This window comes from Candidatus Hydrogenedentota bacterium, assembly GCA_016791475.1.
Taxonomy (GTDB): domain Bacteria; phylum Hydrogenedentota; class Hydrogenedentia; order Hydrogenedentales; family JAEUWI01; genus JAEUWI01.
Genome location: JAEUWI010000091.1, coordinates 1 through 19,253, shown reverse-complemented (window position 1 = coordinate 19,253; position 19,253 = coordinate 1). Strand labels below are relative to the sequence as shown.

Here is a 19,253-nt window from a genome sequence, read left to right as displayed (position 1 = left end):
CCATAAGACCCATAAGACCCATAAGACCCATAAGACCCATAAGACCCATAAGACCCATAAGACCCATAAGACCCATTGTCCCGCAGACGCCCTCCTCGAATTGCAAGATTTCCCATACCTTTGTTATACTTTCCGGCGGACTAATCCCTTAACCCCCCACCTTACATGGAGATCATAGTGCATGTCCGGTCACTCTAAATGGAGTACTATCAAGCGGAAAAAGGGCGCCATCGATGCCAAGCGGGGCAAGATATTCTCCAAGCTGGCCAAGGAAATCACGGTGGCGGCGCGCCTGGGCGGTGGCGAAGCCGATATGAATCCCCGGCTCCGGACGGTACTGCTGGCGGCGAAGGCGGAGAATATGCCGAAAGACAACATCGTGCGCGCCATCAAGAAGGGCACGGGCGAGATCGAAGGCGTGACGTACGAATCCCAGCGCTATGAAGCGTATGGCCCCGCGGGTGCCGGCCTGATCATCGACACCCTGACGGATAACAAGAATCGCACCATCGCCAACGTGCGCCACATTGTCACGAAGTACGGCGGCAGCTTGGCGGAAACCAACGCGGTAAGCTGGAACTTCGAACAGAAGGGCCTCATCATCGTGTCGAAGGCCGGACTGGACGACGATACCATCTTCGAGAAGGCCACGGAAGCGGGCGCGGACGATGTGGATATGGAAGGCGACGACTACGAGATCACCACCGGTTTCGCCGACCTCCACTCGGTAAGTCAGGCCCTGGAAGGCATGGGCATCACGCCCAAGGAAGCCAAGCTCACAATGGTTCCGAAGACCACCGTCGAGCTTGAGGCCAAGGCCCTGAAGACCATGCTGACCCTCATGGAAATGCTCGACGACGATGAGGACGTCCAGGAAGTTTTCAACAACGTGGAATTGACCGACGAGGCGATGGAAGCGGCCATGGCGGACTAAGTGCTGCTGTACTGAGTTTTTTCAATCCCCGGGCCAATCTGTGGCGCGGGGATTTTTTTTGAACAGCGTCGCCGCATTGGAACGTTTGGCGCACCGCCCGCAGGAGACCCCGGGTTCGCGTTCTCCCGGTCTCTTTCGATAAACTCCATCGCACCTTCAACCGCGAGTACACGCCATGCCTGATAAACCCAAACTTCCGAAGTCGAGCACGGACCATGGTCTGGATCGCCGCGACTTGCTGAAACGCGCGCTTGGCCTGGGAATCCTGGCGGCCGGCGCTTCGGACGCCGGCGCACGGGATGGAGCATCCAAAGTTGTCGACGGCCCAATTTCCCGCGAGAACGCGCGCCCCGGCACGACGGACTGGCTTCTCACCAAGACCCACATCGACCCCGCAACGCGCTACCGAAGCCCGCGCATTGAAGGGTATTGTGGCGCCACTTCCCTGCGGGCGGGGGATCGGCTCGACATCATGGTATCCACCGATCCACCCGCGCCCTTCGATGTGAAGATTTATCGTATGGGGCACTATGGTGGCGCCGGTGGACGCATGGTCTATTCCAGCGACACCCTGGCGGGCCTGGCACAGCCGGTTCCCGAGGTGGGCGACATGCGCGTGCGCGATTGCCAGTGGTCCCCCGGCCTTGCCCTGTCGATACCCGAAGACTGGCCGAGCGGCGTATACCTGGGCAAGCTCACGGAGCACACGGAAGGCCATCAGAGCTATGTAATCTTCGTCGTGCGCGATGATCGCAAGGCCGATTTCATGTTCCAGTGCAGCGATACCACCTGGAATGCCTACAACCGCTGGCCCGACCAGTTTGCCCTGTACGACGACGGTCGGAACGAGTGGTACCTCGGCGCGGGAACGGCCACAAGCTTCAACCGGCCCTATGGAAAATATTGTCAGGTCGTGGACACCCCACTTTCCATCGGATCGGGCGAATTCATGCTCTGGGAGTTCCCCATGGTCTTCTGGCTGGAACAACAGGGCTACGACGTGACCTATGTGTCGAATCTCGACACCCACGGCGATGGGCCGGGCCTGAAGCGTGTGAAGGGATTCCTTTCCGTCGGTCACGACGAGTACTGGACCCGGGGAATGTATGACAATGTCTACGCGGCCATCCAGGAGGGCCTGAGTGCGGGCTTCTTCTCCGGGGACACCTGCTGGGGCATGATCGACCTGCTGCCGGACGGCGCCGGGCGGCCAAAGCGCCACATTACCCGTGTGGATCACTTTGGCCCCGTGGACGAGGTGCTGGTGAGCCACTATCCCGAGGTGGGCCGATTCCCCCATCAGGGCCCCGACCAGGCCCGCATGATTGGCGGTCGGGACGTCTATCCGGTCTCCGGCGGCGGTGATTGGATCTGCAGTGCGGAGGACCACTGGATCTTTGAGGGCACGGGCATGAAAAATGGTGACGCGATTCCGGGTCTGGTGGGGTTTGAATGGCACGGCGCACCGGCGGATATCCCCGGCCTGCGTGTGGTGGCCACGGGCACCGCCTCCACCGGGGGAACCGAGGGTGTCTATGCTTCTACGGTGTACCCGGGCCCACAGGGAAACATCGTTTTCAACGCGTCCACCATCTGGTGGGCGGACGGGCTCGCGGAGCCGCCGGGTTACGTGCGCCCCGCGACCTACACCGAACCCCAGGGGCCGGATGGACGGGTACAACGGATCACGCGAAACATCCTGGACCGCATGCTGAGCGCATAGTGCGGCCTCCCGGCTCCCTCCCGATGTGATCCGAATTAGTACTATTTCGGATTGGACTTCAACATAAAACTCGTCGCACTATAGTAGTTGAAACGGGCAGCTTTATTCTTCCTTCGCGACTTGCCGCAGCGGGAGAAGGCGACAACATTCGGGGAGGCGGTGTATGTTTGAGACGATTGGTTCGCTATTCGACACGTCGGGATTCCCCGCGCGGTGGCAATGCGGGGCCTGGTCCACAGCCCACGGCACGCTGCACATCGCGTCGGATATTGCGATCTGGGGCGCCTACATGGCCATTCCCGCCACCATAACATTCTTCCTGATGAAGCGCCGGGATGTCCCCTTCCTGTCGATCTTCTGGCTCTTCGCGGGATTCACATTCTTCTGCGGGACCACCCACCTGCTGGATGCCTTTATCTTCTGGTGGCCGGCCTATCGCTTCGCGGGAGTGGTCAAGTTTCTCACGGCGGTGGTTTCGTGGGCGACAGTGCTGGCCCTTATTCCGGTGATACCCCGCGCGCTGGCCCTGCCCCGCCTGGGACTGGACAATGTGGAACTCCAAGAGGCGCTCCGGGCTGCGCAGAAGTCTGAAGAGCGGCTGCGCCATGTGATCGAGGCCGCGCCCAACGGCATGGTGATCGTGGATGAACAGGGGCGCATTGTGTCGGCCAATTCGGCCTGCCGCTCCATCTTCGGCTACGAAAGCGAAGAGCTGGTGGGGCGGCTGATTGAGGAACTCGTGCCCCCGCGCCACCGCGCGGCCCATCCCGGCTTTCGGGAGGCCTTTCGCCGCAGCCCGGAAACACGGGCCATGGGCCGGGGCCGCGATCTCTTTGGCCTGTGCAAGAATGGCTCGGAGATCCCGGTGGAGATCGGGCTGAACCCCATCGAATCCATGGAGGGCGCGCTCGTGCTGGCCTCCATCGTGGATATTACCGAACGAAAGCACTCGGAGCAGATGCTGGCCCGCTACACGGCGGATCTGGAGCGAAGCAACCGGGACCTGGACGAGTTCGCCTACGTGGCGTCCCACGACCTGCGCTCGCCCCTGGAGGGCATCGCGAGTCTGGCGGGGTGGATCGAAGAGGACTCCGGCGCCCAGCTCCCGGAGGATTCCCGGCGCCATCTGGGGCAGATTCGTCAGCGCGTGCTGCGCCTTCAGACCCTGTTGGACGATCTGCTCCAGTTCTCTCGCGCGGGACGGCGGGAGACGGGCCTGGAGCTGGTGGACGTGGCGGCGCTGGTGCAGGATACGATCTCGCTGCTGAATCCGCCGCCGGGCTTCCGGGTGAGCACCAGTGGAAATCTTCCGCGGCTGGAGACGTTCCGGACGCCGCTTCAACAGGTCTTTCAGAATCTCATGGGAAACGCGATCAAGCACCACGACCGCGCGGAGGGCGTGATCGAGGTGCGCGCCGAGGAATCGGAACGCTTCTGGACCTTCACCGTGACTGACGACGGGCCAGGCATCGAGCCAGCCTATCATGAGCGCGTGTTCATGATGTTTGAAACGCTTCGCCCGCGGGACCGTGTGGAGGGAAGCGGGATGGGGCTGGCCATTATTCGCAAGTTGATCGAGACCTACGGTGGCGAAATCCGCCTGGAATCGGCAGGCGGCCAGGGCGCGAAATTCTCCTTCACCTGGCCGAAGGAGATGAGCGTATGAAGGACGACGGGCAAACCGAAGCAGCGCCCGAGGAGAAGCCCGCGCCAACCGTGGAGCAGGTCACCGTGCTCCTCGTGGAGGATGACGATGTGGACGCGGAGCGGGTCGTTCGCGCCTTTCGCAAGTCCGGCCTCCCCCACCCCATTCGCCGGGCGCGAGACGGCATCGAAGCCCTGGAGATCCTGCGGGGCGAAACGGGGGAGCCGATCGAGCGCCCCTACATCATCCTGCTGGATCTTAAAATGCCCCGCATGGGCGGCTTTCAGTTTCTGGGATGCCTGCGGGAAGACCGCGCGCTCGCGGATGCCGTAGTCTTTGTATTAACGACCTCCCGGAACGAGTCGGACCGTTGCCGGGCTTATCTGCAGAATGTGGCGGGCTACATCGTCAAGTCCCGCACCAGTGGGGACTTTGTCGACGTTGCCAGTATGTTGGATTGGTACTGGCGCGTGGTCGAGCTCCCCTAGAAAGACGCCCCATGGAACAGAAAGTACTGGTAATCGATGACGACGCCATCTGCCGCGAGGCCGTGAAACGACACCTTGGCGGGCTCTATTCACTCCATTTCTCCGACTCCGTGGAGGCGGCCCGCGCCTCCATCGCGGGAGACAACCCGGATTGCGTGCTGCTGGATTTTCGCCTCCCCGACGGCGATGGTCTCGCCCTGCTGCCCGTCCTGACGGCCCAGCGCATCCCCGTGGTCATGTGCACCTCCCAGGGCAATGAAGAAATTGCGGTGCGGGCGCTCCACGAAGGGGCCGACGATTACATCGTCAAGAATGCGCTGAACCGGTCCATGCTGCGCCGCTCCATCGGCAATGCCATCGAGCGGGCCCGACTGCGGGCCGAATTGCTGCTGCGCGAGCAGGAGAAGGACCTGCTGATCGAGCAACTGCAAGCGGCGCTGCGCGACATCGAAACGCTGCGGGGTCTTTTGTCGATCTGCGCGCGGTGCAAGAAGATTCAGGACGAGGACGGGAGCTGGCGCTCGGTGGAGTCCTACGTCAGCAAGCGTTCCCAGGCCCGCTTTACCCATGGGTTCTGTCCGGAATGCTTTGACAAGGAAATCCAGGCCATACGTGAAGAACCCCGTTAGCTGGAAAACAAGAACGAGGCCGGAGACAAGTCTCCGGCCTCGGGCGTTTTGGTGGAGGTAAGCGGGATCGAACCGCTGACCTCTTGACTGCCAGTCAAGCGCTCTACCAACTGAGCTATACCCCCCAAAAGACACACGAAACCGCGTGCCGAATGTAAGCGTATTTTAGAGAATGAAGGGTCGCGATGTCAAGTTTCCAACGCCGCCCTTCTTTTGCAGCGGGCGGGGGCACAGGTTACAATGTTGGCTTGAGCCAGCCCCTTTCAATCAGGAGACTTAACGCATGAATTCCTCCGATTTCCTTTCGCGGCGATCCTTCTTCAAATCCACGGGCCTTGGCCTCGGCGCGGCCGCCGGCACCCTGGCCGCCACGGGCCACGCCGCCGCCCCCCTGCCCCGCAACGGCGCCAGCCACATGAAATTGAGTATGGCGGCCTATTCTTTCCGGGATTCGCTGGCCACGCGGGGCACGGCGGAGGAAATCGCGAAGGCGGGCATGCGCCTGGAGGACGTGGTCGACCTGGGGGCCCAATACGGCCTGGATGGCATCGAGCTGACGAGCTACTACTTCCCGAAGGACGTGACACACGAGTATCTCATGAACCTGAAGCAGCAGTGCTTCCGCCTTGGGCTGGATATTTCCGGCACCGCCATCGGCAATGACTTCTGCCACAAACCCGGCCCGGAGCGGGACGAGCAACTGGCCCTGACGCGGGAATGGATCGACTACGCGGCGACGATGGGCGCGCCGGTCATCCGGGTATTTGCCGGCACGGTCAAGGAAGGCGACGACGAAGGCGCAGCCATCGGCCGGTGCATCGAGGGCCTCAATGAATCGCTGGAGTACGCGGCGCAGAAGGGTGTTTTCCTGGCGCTGGAGAACCACGGCGGGATCACGGATACGCCGGACCACATGCTGCGCATTATCGAAGGCGTGAAAGATTCGCCCTGGTTTGGCGTGAACCTCGACGGTGGCAACTTCAACACGGACGACCCCTATCGCGATCTCGCCCGCATCGCACCCTACACCATCAACGCCCAAATCAAGGTAATGGTGACCAATAACGGCAAGCGGGAGCAGGCTGATTTCGGGCGGATCATAGGCATTCTGAAGGATGCCGGTTATCGGGGCTATATTGTGCTCGAGTATGAGGAAGAAAATCCGAAAGAGGACGTGCCGAAGTATTTGGATATCCTGCGGGAACTTCTGGTTCGCTAGTCTTCCACTGTCTGCGGCATTCCGGCCGTCTTGAGGCTCAGCGCCTTGGGACGGCCGTTTTCTTCGATGGCGACGAAGGTGCCGGTGGTCTTGAAAACCACATGCTTGCCGACGCGCCCTTCAATATCAAAGGTGATACTGGTGTTTCCGATGCTCACGTTGCCCGCATAGAAATCGACCCGATCGCGCTCGCGCACCGGATACTTGAAGAGCAGTTCGGCGTATTTCAAGGTGACCATGCGCGGTTCACTGGTGTAGACGTGGGCATAAATGCCTGCGGCTTCGTCCATCCAGGCCATCATGGTGCCGCCGAAGAGATTGCCGCCCACGCCGAGGTCGCGGGTCATGCAAAGGTGAGAAGTGACGTGTTCCATGGGAGGCTCCAGGGGAAGTAGTGGGTCGTATGGATCGTATGGGTCGTGTGGGGCTCAGCGGCCGCCTGGCAGGCCAGCCCCATTTTGATCGGTCTGATCGGTCTGATCAACCGCTGCCCATTTCTCTTAGAAATTCGGGGTCGAGCTCGATTCCCAGTTCCTGGCAACGCTTCACCGCGGCCTGGGCCTCCGCCTTCTTCCCCGCTTCCCAATAGGCCACGGGGAGGCTGCGGTTCACGCTGACATTTTCGGGTTCCAGGCTGCGGGCACGCTCCCAGGCTTCCGCCGCCTCGGCCCAGCGCTCCAGATCGGCATAGCAGAGGCCCACGCGGAACTGGCTGCGCACCGGATCCACCTGTCGCGTAGTCAGCATCGTATACAACGGCAGGGCTTCTTCGAAGCGGCCAAGGCCATAGAGCAGATCGGCATAGCCCGCCAGCAGTTCGTTGTCATCTGGCTGAAGGGAAACAAGCCGCTCATAGCACCATGCGGCCTGTTCCCAGTCTTCCAGGAGCTGGGCAACCACCACCAGATTGTTGAGGGTGGTGATATCGCCTGGGTTAATGTCGAGGGCGTGGACATAGGCCCCGGCGGCCGCTTTCAGATTCCCAATCTTGCGCAGGGCAAAGCCCAGGTTGGAATAGGCGTCGGCGTAGTCCGGTTTGAGGTTAATCGCTTTCTGATAGGAATAGTAGGCGTCCTGGTAGCGCCCCATGTCCAGCAGGGCGTTTCCGAGCTTGTAGTGGAGTTCGGGATTGTCCGGGGCGGTCTTGAGTTCGTTCTGATAGTGAAGTACCCGGTCCGTGATCCCGAGATCTTCGGGTTTGGGCGGCGTTTCCACGTCTTTTTTTGTGGCGCAGGCCGCCAGTGCCAGCGCCACTGCCAAGCCGATCCCTATGGTTTTCAGATGCCGCAATCCGCGCAATCGACACTATCCTGTGGTGGCCCCCGCCTTGCAAACGGGCGGGGAAATGGAAAATTCCCGTGCGCGGATTATATCATAGGGGAACTTCCCGCCTTTCATTCGTATTCTATTCCCTGCGCGGCCGCGAGAGTGGCGGGGCGCGCAGTGTTTCCAACCGACCTTCAACGCAGGTGAATCATGAGCAAGACCCACGTCGCCGTCTTTATGGGCGGGCGCAGCGAAGAGCACGAAGTTTCCTTAAATTCCGGGGCCCGCGTGGCCGAGGCCCTGACGGGCGACCGCTACACCGTGACCCCAGTGGTCATCGGCCGCGACGGCAACTGGTCCATCGACGGTGCCGAAGCCCTCCGCCCGGCGGCTGCACTAAGCCAACTGGACGGGCTGAACGTGGACTGTGCATTCATTGCACTCCATGGCCCCTATGGCGAGGATGGACGCATGCAGGGCCTGCTGGACATGATCGGCCTGCCCTACACGGGCTCCGGCTGCGCCTCCAGCGCCCTCACCATGGACAAGGTGCGGAGCAAGGCGGTGGTGTCGTCCCAGGGTATTCGCGTCGCGGGGCACCTGGCCCTGGACCGGCCCACGTGGGCCATCGACTCGGCCCAGGTCATCGAGGCCATCGAAAAGGACATCGGCTTCCCCTGTGTCATCAAGGCCGTCTCCCAGGGCTCCAGCAAGGGCGTGATCATTTGCGATAGCCTACTGAGCCTGCGCAAAGACATGGAAACGGTCATGGACGTGGAAGACAACGTCTTCGTGGAAAAATTCGTGAAGGGCACGGAGGTCACCTGCTCCGTGCTCGACGCCGATCCAAGCGGGCGCATCCAGCCCCTGCCGCTCACCGAGATCTGCCCGCGCACGGCCCGCTTCTTCGACTATGAGGCCAAGTACACCCCCGGCGCCACGGAAGAGATCACCCCCGCGCGCATCTCCGATGAACTGACCGACGATATCATGGACATGGCCGCCCACGTGCACGAAGTGATGGGCTGCAGCGGCTGGAGCCGGAGTGATTTCATCATCGACGAGCACGGTCCGGTGTGGATCGAGGTCAACACGATACCCGGCATGACCGCGACCTCCCTGTTTCCCCAGGCGGCAGCGGCAGCGGGAATCAGCTACGAGGAACTGGTGGCCGCGCTGGTGGACGACGCAATGCGCCGTGCGGAGATTCGGGGATAAGGGACTGCCAAGAGAATGTGGCATCGCTCTGCTATCGCTGCCGCCTCGGTGCCAGCCCGCCTCCAATCGGAGCCTGCCCTCCACCAGCGGCGCCCTGCAAACCCGGCGTGGGTGTGGCTGCCGGCGGTGCGGGCTCCTCGGGCAATTCGGCCTTCAGCACGTCAACCGGCTTGATGTAGTCGATACCCGGCGTGGCAAAGGGAAGATTGTTCTCGAACCACCGATCGGTCCTCACGAACACGACCGACCCGTCCATCATCACCACATTGCCACCACCCGGGATATGGTTGAAGCTTCGTGAGACGTCTTCGATACCATTCGGGTCGAGCGGGCGAAGCGAAATATCCCACATCAGGGGCACCGCGGGCACCGGCATACTTGGGTGTGGATAGCGCAGGGGCGCCTTGGTGTAGGCTCCGAAGTAGTCGTAGCTCTGGCGCAAGCTGGGGCGGACGTCGTCGTCATTGCGCCCTTCGCCGTCACCGTTGAGTCGCGTTGTCCATTCACGTTCGAGCATCTGCACATCCGAGACATTTGTATCCGACGGACAGAAGAAGATCTTTTCATCGGTCACATAGTCACCCCGCAACGCCAGCAGACAATCGGCATTGCCCTCTCCCCCGCTCCAGGGCAGATTGCGATCATGTTCCTCGGCGTACATTTTCAGCACCATGCCGAGTTGGGCCAGATTCGCCAGACAACTCGCGCGGCGGGCCGTCTCCCGCGATCGCGCCAAGGCGGGCAGAAGGATGGCCGCGAGAATTCCAATCGTGGCGATGACGGCCAGCAATTCGAAAAGCGTGAAGCCCGGACGGCGGGCAAGGTTTGCGTGCCTCATGGTTCCCCCTTGATAGGCTGGACCGCGTAGCGCTCCAATCGGCCCGATGGCGAAAGTTTGAGTTCGGCGCGCAGCCCCGCGCGGTCATAGCGATAGGCCGCGAGGTCCAGCGCGCCCCACGATTCAATCTGGTAGGCTCCGGCATCCCCAGCGGGCTGCACCGTGACGGTGAAGGTACCCGGCCCCAGGGGCACGTCGGCTTCGCCGGTGTATTGGGCGGGTGCGGCGCGCAAGGCCATGATGGCCTGTTCAAGACCCGCCTCGGCAAGTTGATAGGCCTGCTCGCGATGCCAGGACTGACGCTGTTGCGCCAGTTGCGCGTGAATCTGAGACCAGAGCACCGAAGTGCCGATACTGAGTATGGCCATTACCATGAGGGCGAACATGAGGGCCGTGCCGCGCTGGTTGTGGCGTGTGGGAATTACCGTCCCGGGAGATCTTCCAATTACAACCATCCCATCACCCTCCCACGCCGCGCGGAGTCGCGCTGGCGAAATGCTCTACGAAGGGCTGCTTACGCTCGCCCTCTTCACCCAGGACCTTGACGCGCAGATTCACCAGGGGTCGCGCCCCGCCCTGATTCACGTCAAACTCGAGCGTCTCCAACGGCTGCCGCAGGGTCTTCATGTAAACCACCTCCATGGCCCCTTCTTTCTCGGCCAGACCCATAACAGCGAAGCGATTCGACTCGCGCAGAACACCAAGCACGGCATAGTCGAATTCGCCTTCCTGCGCCTGCGGCATCTTCAGGACAAGGCGATCCGCGCCGGTCTTGTATTCGCCCACTTCGGACACGACCGCCGATGCGCGTCGTGTAAACTCGGTGAACTCTTCCTGCACTTCACGGACGCCTTCCATTCGCGACATGCTCAATGTGTTCAGCGCCGACAACTGGGAGCCGGTACCCAGCAGCGAGACGAACAAATTTACTGCGACGGCGAACACCGCCACATAGACCAGTAGCTCCAGAAGGGAGTAGCCGGCGCGATTGAAATTCAGCTCTTCCACCTCAACTGCGTGCACTGACGGCCCGCGAGCGTCCAAGCAAATTCGAGAAGAATGTGGCACAGGCGTCCCGCCTGTGATTTGATTAAAGGTATCAGCTCGGCGGAAGCATCGGACGCGTTTCAGCACGCCTCTAGAAACACAGCCGGGACGGCTGTGCCACATTCTTTCGTTACGCGTGAAAAAGCTATTCATGGCTGGCCCTCCTCGCCTTTGTCGGCGATCAGCGTCGTCAATTCCCGCGTGATACTGCGCCCGCCCCGGCTTTCCCAGGTGAGCGTCACGGCCACTTCCCGCAAGCCCGGCGCGCGTTCGAAAGCCTTGATGGCCAGAACAGGTTCGTGGAGCGTTTCCAGGGCGGCCGACGGCGGAGAACCCGCCATGCCATCGGCGATGGACGCGAAGGGCAGCGCCCTCAGCCGCTCGACTTCATTGCGTAATGTCACCGTGGCCACATCGTATTCCCGCATCATGACAATCTTGCTCATGCCGATGGAGTAGAGCTGGATGGAGCCAAAGCCCGCCACTGTGACCACGAAGAGGGCGCAGGTAAGCTCCAGCAGGCTGAAGCCGCCGTTGCGCGCTCGCGCGCTTGAGGGTTTATGCATTGATCATCTCCGACAGGTCCACCAGAACCCGAAAAACGGCCACCTGGGTTGCCATGACGAGGTAGCCCAGCACCAGGACCCCCGAAGGCAGGACAATGGCCTGCAATATGGCGAGTCGCTTCTCCGTATCGCGCCGGTATAGCTCGGCGATATGCGCCAGGGTCTCGGGCAGTTGCCCCGAGCGCTCCCCGGCCTCCACCAGCCCGGTGAAAGAATCCGGAACGAGGCGGCGCGATGCCGTCCGCCGAAGGGCCTCTTTCAACGACTCCCCCTGGCAGACGCGTTCGCGGAGCTGCCCCAGCCAGCGACGATAGGCCGGGTGGACATCGCTCCCCAGGGCAATGGCCAGCGCGCGGTCCAGCGGCACGCCGGCCCGGAGCAGGCCCTGAAGCATGAGGGCAATTTGGCCGAGGTTGTGGCGGACCAGGAGGCTGCGGAACCAGGGAAGTAGCGTCAACACAGAGCTGAAGCGTCGGGCCGACCAGCTCCGCCGCAGGCGATAGCGCCGCAGCATGGCCCAGACCACGAGAAACAGGAGAATCGCGCCAATGAAGGGCGCCGCGGAGAATATTCGATTGGAGGCTGCGACGAAAAATTCGAGGCCCGGCAGCAGACCGCCCACGAGTGGCGCAATGCCGCTGGCCAGCGGGTGCGACACGAAGGCCACGCCGGCATCGGCCGCAGCTTCCTGCCGCATCTCCACGAAGACCGGGATAACCTTGATCAGCAAGAAACTGGTGATTAGAACCTGCGCCCCGAAAACTAAAGAGAGGTAGAGGAATATGGCGCGAAGCTGCCGCTGCGCACCGAGGGAGCGAAGCATGGTGTCGTTGAACTGAGCAAAGGCGGAGTCGAGATTGCCGGTGGCTTCGCCCGCCTCGACGAGATCCACCAGGTGGCGCGGAAAGAAGCGGGGCAGACTCCCCATGGCCTCGGAAAGGCCCGAACCACACGCGATGCGGTGCTCCAGCGCGAGGAAAATACCCGTGCGTCCATGGCGTTCGGTGATCATGACTTTCACGATCCACATCATTGTCAGCACCAGGGCCACCGCCTGGAGCCCCACAAAGGGGGTGTCCAATCCTTGATCCGAAAGCGAGATGTTAAACCCGAGGGCAAGCACAAGAACGATCGCCACGGCCACACGTGCCAGAAGGGATGCACGCTGGGGCGTCCAGGAGGTGCGGGCCCGCATATCTTCCTGGGCACCCGCAGCAAGCCCGGGGGCCAGCGGCGCATTGCAGGCGATAAGGCTGCGGAGGTGCTCGGCCACCAGAATAACATCGCGCCGCCAGCCGCGGGCGTTCCAGTAAACCGGGCCGCGCCAGGTGGGATCCTGGGCCCGTCGCTGGAGTCCCGCCGGAACTTGCGAACTTACCGGAGGACGCAGGGACACCGCCGGGGACGCCGACGAGCCTGCCCGGCGCCGGAACCACGACCACCAGTAGACCGGTTTTCCGTCGGGCGCGGGCACGGGAGGACGCCGCATGAGCAGCGCGCCAAGATCCAGATTGAGCAGCTCTTTCCAACGCATGGCTCAGCCGCCTATCTGATCGCCGAGCGTAAAGATCGGCAGGTAGAGAGAAAACGCCACAAAGGCCACCACGAATCCGATGGCCAGCACGAACACAGGCGCCGCCATGACGCCGAGGAAATTCTCATGAGCCACCGCCTGGTGCTCGAATCGGCTGGCGAGGCTGGAGAAGGCCTCCTCGGTCGTGCCCCGCTCCTCGCTCGTGGATAGGAGCCAGCAGGTGTCGTGGCCAAAGAAGCGCGTGTGCTCCAGGGCATCCGCCAGGCGCTCGCCACTGGCCACCTCCAGCACGGCATCTTCCAGGGCGCGCTCCAGCACCGGGCTGCCCGAGGCCGCGCCGGAGAGCTCCATGGCGTCCAGCACAGGCACGCGGGACTCCAGCAGCAGTGCCATGAGGCGGCAGAAGCGCGCCTGCACACCGAGATGGTAGGTCGGGCCAATCCAGGGCAAATAAAGCTTGAGGGTATCCAGTCGACAGCGGCCCGCCACGGAACTGCGCAACCAGACCAACAGCCCAAGACCGAGCCCGGCCAGAATCGCCAGTGTCATCAGGAGATTGCCGAAGGAGTGCTGAAACAGGTCGCTGATCTCCAGCATGAGGCGGGTGGGCCCCGGAAGCCGACCGCCGAACTCCTGAAAAATCTCCTTAAACACCGGGACCACCTTCAGCATCAGGAAACTAATGATGAACAGGGCAGTGACCGACAGAATGATCGGGTAGATGAGGGCCGTCTGCAGGCGCTGTTTCATATCGGCCATACGCGTGGCGTGTTGGCTCACCAGCCCCATAACGCCCGCCAGATTACCCGTGGCCTCGCCCGCGCGGATGAGCGCCGGATACACGCGGGGGAAGTACTCGTGCTGTTTGTCCACCGCATCTTCCAGCGATACACCCCGCTCCAAATCCTGATGGAGTCGCTCCAGCACCGGCTTGAGCCGCGGATTGCGCAATTCCGACGCCAGCGCCTTCAGCGACGGCACCAGGGGCATCCCGCTCTTCACGATGGACTCCAACTGCTCGGAAAGGAGCTGCAAATCCTCCCACGTGAGCTTGCCGGACACGCGCAGAAGCCGCCGGTCGGGGTAGGCCTCCACCACGGAACTGACCGTCAGCCCCCGCTCTTGAAGCTTCTGCGTCACCGCATGGGCCGACACCGCCTCCATGGAATCCTCCACCGGATTCCCTTCCGGGTCCAAGGCCCGGTATTTGTACATGGTCATGGTTGGTTCCCTCTCGCCCGAACGGGGCTGTAGAGGATATGACGGTTTGGGGGGAAAGCGATCATTGAATTTCTCTGTGTGCCAAACCCCCTCATGGCATTATCGCGTCGGCCATATCGACCATCGCCTGAAAAAGGGCGGTCTCCAGACCGAGGACGATATAGCCCATCAGGAACACGCCCATCGGCAGCACGCAACTCCGCAAGAATTTCTTGCGGCGCTCTACCCCGGCCTGATACTGCTCCGCGAGATAAGCGAGTGTTTCCTCCAGCCGCCCGTGCGTCTCTCCCATGGCGACCATCGCGATAAATGACCCCGGCACCGGAACCGCCCTTGCGTCGTGGGAGCATGCTTCGCGGAGCGTGGAACCATTAAGTATGCGCTTCCTAACCTGCGCGACCCAACGAGCATACAATGGGTGAAGTCCCCCCCGCGAAACAACGTCCAGAGCATGCTCCAGAGGGACACCCGCGAGCAGATACTGATTCAGTTGAAATGCGATAGAGGCCAGATTCTGCCGCGCCACCATACCGCGCAGTCCGGGAATGGAAAGCAAGAATGTGGACTCCACTCGGCTGGACCAGACGCGTCGCCGGCGCCAGGGACGCAGGACAAGCCAGAGCCCCGCGAGCCAGCAGATCATCGCTACATGATAGCGGTGTACGCTGAAGAAATTTGCGATGGCGAAAATATCCTCGATAGAGGGCAGGGGAACAGGAAGCCCGGGAACCGTGTGCGCACTGCCCAGTGGAACGTGGAGCTCCATCAGGATCTCCTCGAAGACGGAAAATACCTTAACGGCAAGAAACGCGATCACGCCCGCCTGTATACTGAGTCCGATCCAGACATAATTCAAGACACGGGAAAAATCTCGCTGTGCGGTCCATTTCTTGACGGTTTCGGTGGAAAAATTATCCAGGATCACTTCGAGGTTGCCCGTCCGCTCCGCCATGGCGACCTGGGATACCAACTCGGCGGGAAAAAAGCGCGGCAACTTGCCCATCGCCTCGGATAGCGAACAACCTTGGTTTATGGACCGCTGGAGGGAGACCAGCACGCCCATGGGCTTGTAGTGACGTTTCACAGCCGCGAAGTAAAGCCAGAAAGCAATGACAATGGGTCGAATCAGGCCGCGAATGGCTTCGGGGCCCACCGTTGCGAGGGCCCCCAACGCGCCGAGCAGGGACAACAGCAGCAGCAGAGAAATACCGGCAACCTTCGAGAGCCGCGCCACGCGCTGAGGCGTCCAGCCCCGCTCGAGATAGAGGAAGTCCTCCGCAGCGGCGGCGAGGGATGACCCAAGCGGGACATTGGCCTTGACGCCGAGCCGGATCTGTTCCAGCACCAGCAGCAAATCTTCGTGCCACCGATTGGCCCGAAGATAATACGGCCCCTGCCACCTGGGATCGGCCGCCTTTGACTCGACTGCGGGGGGAAAGCGCCGGCCCATTGGCAAAGGCGGCGGCCCCACCGGACGACCGGGCTTCTGAATCGCGGGGCGTCGCCACCACGGAATAGCCTCCATCACTTCGCCCCCAGTTGATCGCCCAGTGTAAAGATGGGGAGATACATGGAGACCGCGATGAACCCCACAATGCCGCCGATCACCACCACCAGTGCCGGCGTGATGACCGAACCCAGCATCTGCTCCCGCGCGCGCACGTTTCGCTCCGCGGATTCGGAGAGATTGTCCAGCGCCTCCACCACCTGGCCGCGCTCCTCCGCTGCGCCCAGTAGCCAGTGAAAACTTGGCGCGAAGAAACTCGTCTTTCGCAGGGCATCGCTCAACTGCGCGCCGTACGCAATTTCTTCGGCCACTCCGTTCATTCTGTGCTCGAGTGTAGCACTGCCGGAGGCACCCCCGGCGAGCGTGACCGCATCAAGAACAGGCACGTGCGCGCCCAGCAGGAGCGAAAGGGTCTGGCAAAATCGGGCCTGGACGACCCCATGATAGGCCACGCCAATACCGGGCGTAAAGAGGAGGGCCGTATCCAGCCAACGCCGACCGACACGATTTCTGCGCATGCCCACGTAGCCAGCAACGGCACCCAGCCCTATAACGGGAGCGAGCGCGACCAGGGTCGGCCAATGCCCGCGCAGGATCTCCGACACCTTCAACAGAAATAGCGTAGGCGCGGGCAGCTTGGCGCCCAACTCCCCAAAAATATCACCAAACACTGGCACGATATGAAGTAGCTGATACATTACGATCGAGATTGCCGTAATCGAAAGCAGAAGCGGATAGGCCATGGCCATCTTTACGCGATGGGTGACGGTGGCCATTCGTGTCGCATAAGCCGACATCATCGCCAGCACGCCCGTGAGATCGCCGGTCAATTCTCCTGCGCGCGCCATGGCGCTGAAAATTGGAGGAAATCGGTCCTCCTGAGCCCGAAAAGCGGCCTCCAGCGAAGTGCCGCGCTCCAAATCTTCGCGCAGCTTGTCGGTCGCGTCGCGAAGGGCCGGCTGATCGAGATCTCGCGCCATCGAAGCCAGGGAAGGAACCAGCGGGAAGCCGCTTTTCGCAATGGAGCCCAATTGCTCGGTGAACAAGCGCAACTCTTCCCAGCGGAGCCTTCTCCTACCAGTAAAGCGCGGCAGAGGTTGCTGCAGCGGCACAACCGAACTTACGCTTAACCCCTGGCCCTTTAAGCTCTGGGTCAAGTCAAAGATCGATAGAGCCTCAACCTCTTCCTCAACGGGCCTGCCCCCGGCGTCATGGGCGCGATAGCGAAAACGTGGCATGCGTACCTCCCTCGGCGATGAACAGCCGCCGCACGGTGCAATTCAATCGGATCCCCAGCAATGCCGCTCCACCATACTGATACGGGCGCAAGTCGATCAAGTACGGTATTCTACAACATGTTCGTCTCTATTCCAGGGACAGCAGGAACCAAAGCGACTTCAGGTTCTGTTGTACCTGTTGTCGCTGATGTCCCTGTTGGTTTTACTCCGATCCCGAACAAGCGCTAAAATGGCTGTTTCGAGTGCGCCTATATCAGTCGTCCCATGAGAAACATACCGCTGGCGCGCGCATTTATTCACGTCAAATCACTCGTAAGGATCTCCGCCTCATGGCCAAGAAACGCACCGCAAAAATCATCTCCGGCACGGAGCTCTCCGCCACCATCCGCGAGGAACTGAAAGCCGAGGTGGCCGCGCTGGCGAAAGCGGGGAAGAAACCAGGCCTGGCCGTGGTGCTGGTGGGTGAGGATCCCGCAAGTCAGGTGTATGTGGGCAGCAAGCGCCGCTCGTGCGTGGAGCTGGGTATCAATTCTTATTCCCATGACCTGCCCGCCACGTGCACGGAGAAGAAGCTGCTCAACCTGATCGCGAAGCTGAACGCGGATCCGAAGGTGAACGGCATTCTGGTGCAGATGCCCCTGCCGAAGCACATCGACGAGCAGAAGGTGCTCAACGCCATCGACCCGGACAAGGATGTGGATGGCTTTCACCCGGTAAACGTGGGACGCCTGCTTAATGGCGAGCCCGCCTTTGCACCCTGCACGCCTGCGGGTTGCATCGAGATGCTCCTGCGCCATGGCTATGACCCGGCGGGCAAGCATGTGGTGGTCCTGGGCCGTTCGAACATCGTGGGCAAGCCCGTGGCGGCCATGCTCATGCAAAAGGGTCCCGGCGGCAACGCCACGGTGACGGTGTGTCATTCGCGCACGAAGAACCTGGCCGCGATCACAAAGCAGGCCGACATCCTCGTCGCGGCCATCGGCATTCCCGAGTTCGTGAAGGCGCGCATGGTGAAAGACGGTGTGGTGGTTATCGACGTGGGCATCAACCGCATCGCGGACGCCACGAAGAAATCGGGCAACCGCCTCGTGGGCGATGTGGACTTCAAGGCCGTCAGCAAGAAAGCGAAAGCGATTACCCCCGTCCCGGGTGGCGTGGGCCCCATGACCATCGCCATGCTCATGAAAAACACGGTGGAAGCCGCCCGGCGGGCCCGTTAGCCGCTTGCAAGGTGCGTGAGGCGAAATCATGAATGGCCGGACATCGTTTCACGCGGATATAAGAGAGCATCCCTGAGTCGAAGGGGGTTGAGCGTTGCAGGACTTCGATACGAGCGACCAAACTGACTTGGCTGTTTTGACCGGCACGCGCGCCTGGGTCTCAACGCCACACAATTACTCGAGTATGCGCTTCCTCACCTTCAATTCGGACGGGCGCGGCAAAGCGCTCTACGACTACGGCCAGACCATTTACGCCAAGGTGGATTTCGAATACGAACTGACCGGTGATTCCGTCTTGCGTTTAAGCTAGCTGCCGTCACCGCCGTTCGCCGCCTTTTCAGGCTTCGACCCATCACCGGAAAACGCCGAAAAGTCACTCACATACACGATGGTGCATGGCGAATACCGCGGTGTCGAGTCTGTCGTCGCTCAGCCGTATTTGTTCGGTTGGCTCCTGACGCTCAGCGACTCCCCCTGGCCAACGGGGATGACTTTCCCCTACGAAGTCCCGACAAGCTTCTATGGATACAGGCACGACGGGCCATGAATGAGGGGCGGACAAGACGGGAGCCACGGTTTCTCGCTTTATGGCCGTCTTTTTGGGGATAAGAGGGGTGCGATTTTTGAGGACTATCAGCTAATTCTGCCACTCAATTGTGTCTACATGAGTATGGAGAAAGAATGCAGCGCTACCACAATTCCTTCTCAGCATTAAACGTGCGTTTAGGCTCCCGGAGAAGCACGATCTCATTGAAGGCACGCGCATCGCCAAAGAAAATGTTGCAGGTGTATTTATGATAGGCCCAAGTTCTCTCTTGCGCTACTCTAAAATTGGTTACGATTCGCATCCACGTGTTGCGCCCCAATACGCCGATGCTCTTCTCCTTGGATTCATAAACTAAGTGCAACAGGGTCTCGTTTCCCTGTTTGTCACTGTGGTCATGGCTTGCCGAATGTAGG

General features: G+C 61.2%; 19 protein-coding genes and 1 tRNA gene. 9 read left to right on the top strand and 11 right to left on the bottom strand.

Annotated elements, in window-relative coordinates; all coding sequences use genetic code 11:
* The first annotated feature begins 181 nt into the window (after positions 1-181).
* From JNK74_27365 to JNK74_27345, 5 genes are all read left to right on the top strand, one after another.
* The gene (locus JNK74_27365) at positions 182-934 is read left to right on the top strand and encodes a YebC/PmpR family DNA-binding transcriptional regulator (protein MBL7649911.1); all 753 of its coding nucleotides are present in this window, start codon (positions 182-184) and stop codon (positions 932-934) included.
* Positions 935-1,109: 175 nt separating this feature from the next.
* The gene (locus JNK74_27360; GenBank protein ID MBL7649910.1) at positions 1,110-2,657 is read left to right on the top strand and encodes a hypothetical protein; all 1,548 of its coding nucleotides are present in this window, start codon (positions 1,110-1,112) and stop codon (positions 2,655-2,657) included.
* A gap of 163 nt (positions 2,658-2,820) precedes the next feature.
* A complete protein-coding gene (locus tag JNK74_27355; protein ID MBL7649909.1) occupies positions 2,821-4,323 on the top strand; it encodes a PAS domain S-box protein in 1,503 nt (500 codons plus the stop codon).
* On the top strand, positions 4,320-4,790 hold the full coding sequence (locus JNK74_27350) for a response regulator (GenBank protein MBL7649908.1): 471 nt from the start codon (positions 4,320-4,322) through the stop codon (positions 4,788-4,790). Before JNK74_27355 ends, JNK74_27350 begins: the two co-directional genes overlap by 4 nt.
* An 11-nt stretch (positions 4,791-4,801) precedes the next feature.
* Positions 4,802-5,419 (top strand): response regulator, encoded by a 618-nt coding sequence (locus JNK74_27345; GenBank protein ID MBL7649907.1) that lies wholly within the window; start codon positions 4,802-4,804, stop codon positions 5,417-5,419.
* Between the two features lie 49 nt (positions 5,420-5,468).
* Here JNK74_27345 and JNK74_27340 read toward each other — a convergent pair.
* A tRNA-Ala gene (locus tag JNK74_27340) sits at positions 5,469-5,544 on the bottom strand.
* 158 nt (positions 5,545-5,702) lie between these two features.
* On the opposite strand from JNK74_27340, the gene JNK74_27335 reads away from it, so the two are divergent.
* Positions 5,703-6,638: a sugar phosphate isomerase/epimerase gene (locus tag JNK74_27335; protein ID MBL7649906.1), complete on the top strand. Its 936-nt coding sequence runs from the start codon at positions 5,703-5,705 to the stop codon at positions 6,636-6,638.
* Here the strand turns inward: JNK74_27335 and JNK74_27330 are convergent.
* Positions 6,635-7,012 (bottom strand): acyl-CoA thioesterase, encoded by a 378-nt coding sequence (locus tag JNK74_27330; GenBank protein ID MBL7649905.1) that lies wholly within the window; start codon positions 7,010-7,012, stop codon positions 6,635-6,637. The two genes, JNK74_27335 and JNK74_27330, sit on opposite strands and share 4 nt — an antisense overlap.
* A 106-nt stretch (positions 7,013-7,118) precedes the next feature.
* Positions 7,119-7,892, bottom strand: a complete 774-nt coding sequence (locus JNK74_27325) for a tetratricopeptide repeat protein (GenBank protein ID MBL7649904.1) — start codon at positions 7,890-7,892, stop codon at positions 7,119-7,121.
* A gap of 222 nt (positions 7,893-8,114) precedes the next feature.
* On the opposite strand from JNK74_27325, the gene JNK74_27320 reads away from it, so the two are divergent.
* Entirely contained in the window at positions 8,115-9,122 is a 1,008-nt protein-coding gene (locus JNK74_27320; protein ID MBL7649903.1) for a D-alanine--D-alanine ligase, read from the top strand.
* Positions 9,123-9,153: 31 nt separating this feature from the next.
* On the opposite strand, the gene JNK74_27315 is transcribed toward JNK74_27320, so the two are convergent.
* The 8 genes from JNK74_27315 to JNK74_27280 all read right to left on the bottom strand — a co-directional run bounded on the left by JNK74_27315 (position 9,154) and on the right by JNK74_27280 (position 17,073).
* Complete coding sequence (locus tag JNK74_27315; protein ID MBL7649902.1) at positions 9,154-9,960, bottom strand: DUF1559 domain-containing protein; 807 nt, start codon at positions 9,958-9,960, stop codon at positions 9,154-9,156.
* On the bottom strand, positions 9,957-10,415 hold the full coding sequence (locus JNK74_27310; GenBank protein MBL7649901.1) for a hypothetical protein: 459 nt from the start codon (positions 10,413-10,415) through the stop codon (positions 9,957-9,959). The genes JNK74_27315 and JNK74_27310 overlap by 4 nt, the downstream gene beginning before the upstream one ends.
* A 4-nt stretch (positions 10,416-10,419) precedes the next feature.
* Entirely contained in the window at positions 10,420-10,983 is a 564-nt protein-coding gene (locus JNK74_27305) for a hypothetical protein (GenBank protein MBL7649900.1), read from the bottom strand.
* Between the two features lie 173 nt (positions 10,984-11,156).
* Positions 11,157-11,573, bottom strand: coding sequence for a hypothetical protein (locus JNK74_27300; protein MBL7649899.1), 417 nt, complete (start codon positions 11,571-11,573; stop codon positions 11,157-11,159).
* Positions 11,566-13,107, bottom strand: a complete 1,542-nt coding sequence (locus JNK74_27295) for a type II secretion system F family protein (protein MBL7649898.1) — start codon at positions 13,105-13,107, stop codon at positions 11,566-11,568. The genes JNK74_27300 and JNK74_27295 overlap by 8 nt, the downstream gene beginning before the upstream one ends.
* A 3-nt stretch (positions 13,108-13,110) precedes the next feature.
* Positions 13,111-14,328 (bottom strand): type II secretion system F family protein, encoded by a 1,218-nt coding sequence (locus tag JNK74_27290; protein ID MBL7649897.1) that lies wholly within the window; start codon positions 14,326-14,328, stop codon positions 13,111-13,113.
* 91 nt (positions 14,329-14,419) lie between these two features.
* A complete protein-coding gene (locus JNK74_27285; GenBank protein MBL7649896.1) occupies positions 14,420-15,673 on the bottom strand; it encodes a type II secretion system F family protein in 1,254 nt (417 codons plus the stop codon).
* Positions 15,674-15,852: 179 nt separating this feature from the next.
* Entirely contained in the window at positions 15,853-17,073 is a 1,221-nt protein-coding gene (locus tag JNK74_27280) for a type II secretion system F family protein (protein MBL7649895.1), read from the bottom strand.
* A gap of 329 nt (positions 17,074-17,402) precedes the next feature.
* Between JNK74_27280 and folD the strand changes: the two genes are divergently transcribed.
* Positions 17,403-18,293, top strand: a complete 891-nt coding sequence (gene folD, locus JNK74_27275; protein MBL7649894.1) for a bifunctional methylenetetrahydrofolate dehydrogenase/methenyltetrahydrofolate cyclohydrolase FolD — start codon at positions 17,403-17,405, stop codon at positions 18,291-18,293.
* Positions 18,294-18,387: 94 nt separating this feature from the next.
* The gene (locus tag JNK74_27270; protein MBL7649893.1) at positions 18,388-18,603 is read left to right on the top strand and encodes a hypothetical protein; all 216 of its coding nucleotides are present in this window, start codon (positions 18,388-18,390) and stop codon (positions 18,601-18,603) included.
* The last annotated feature ends 650 nt before the right edge of the window (positions 18,604-19,253 follow it).

Coding starts and splice junctions, on each gene's coding strand:
- JNK74_27300 (MBL7649899.1), bottom strand. CDS start 11,573: ATGCATAAACCCTCAAGCGCGCGAGCGCGCAACGGCGGCTTCAGCCTG.
- JNK74_27335 (MBL7649906.1), top strand. CDS start 5,703: ATGAATTCCTCCGATTTCCTTTCGCGGCGATCCTTCTTCAAATCCACG.
- JNK74_27355 (MBL7649909.1), top strand. CDS start 2,821: ATGTTTGAGACGATTGGTTCGCTATTCGACACGTCGGGATTCCCCGCG.
- JNK74_27315 (MBL7649902.1), bottom strand. CDS start 9,960: ATGAGGCACGCAAACCTTGCCCGCCGTCCGGGCTTCACGCTTTTCGAA.
- JNK74_27295 (MBL7649898.1), bottom strand. CDS start 13,107: ATGCGTTGGAAAGAGCTGCTCAATCTGGATCTTGGCGCGCTGCTCATG.
- JNK74_27310 (MBL7649901.1), bottom strand. CDS start 10,415: ATGGTTGTAATTGGAAGATCTCCCGGGACGGTAATTCCCACACGCCAC.
- JNK74_27360 (MBL7649910.1), top strand. CDS start 1,110: ATGCCTGATAAACCCAAACTTCCGAAGTCGAGCACGGACCATGGTCTG.
- JNK74_27320 (MBL7649903.1), top strand. CDS start 8,115: ATGAGCAAGACCCACGTCGCCGTCTTTATGGGCGGGCGCAGCGAAGAG.
- JNK74_27350 (MBL7649908.1), top strand. CDS start 4,320: ATGAAGGACGACGGGCAAACCGAAGCAGCGCCCGAGGAGAAGCCCGCG.
- JNK74_27290 (MBL7649897.1), bottom strand. CDS start 14,328: ATGACCATGTACAAATACCGGGCCTTGGACCCGGAAGGGAATCCGGTG.
- JNK74_27330 (MBL7649905.1), bottom strand. CDS start 7,012: ATGGAACACGTCACTTCTCACCTTTGCATGACCCGCGACCTCGGCGTG.
- folD (MBL7649894.1), top strand. CDS start 17,403: ATGGCCAAGAAACGCACCGCAAAAATCATCTCCGGCACGGAGCTCTCC.
- JNK74_27280 (MBL7649895.1), bottom strand. CDS start 17,073: ATGCCACGTTTTCGCTATCGCGCCCATGACGCCGGGGGCAGGCCCGTT.
- JNK74_27365 (MBL7649911.1), top strand. CDS start 182: ATGTCCGGTCACTCTAAATGGAGTACTATCAAGCGGAAAAAGGGCGCC.
- JNK74_27345 (MBL7649907.1), top strand. CDS start 4,802: ATGGAACAGAAAGTACTGGTAATCGATGACGACGCCATCTGCCGCGAG.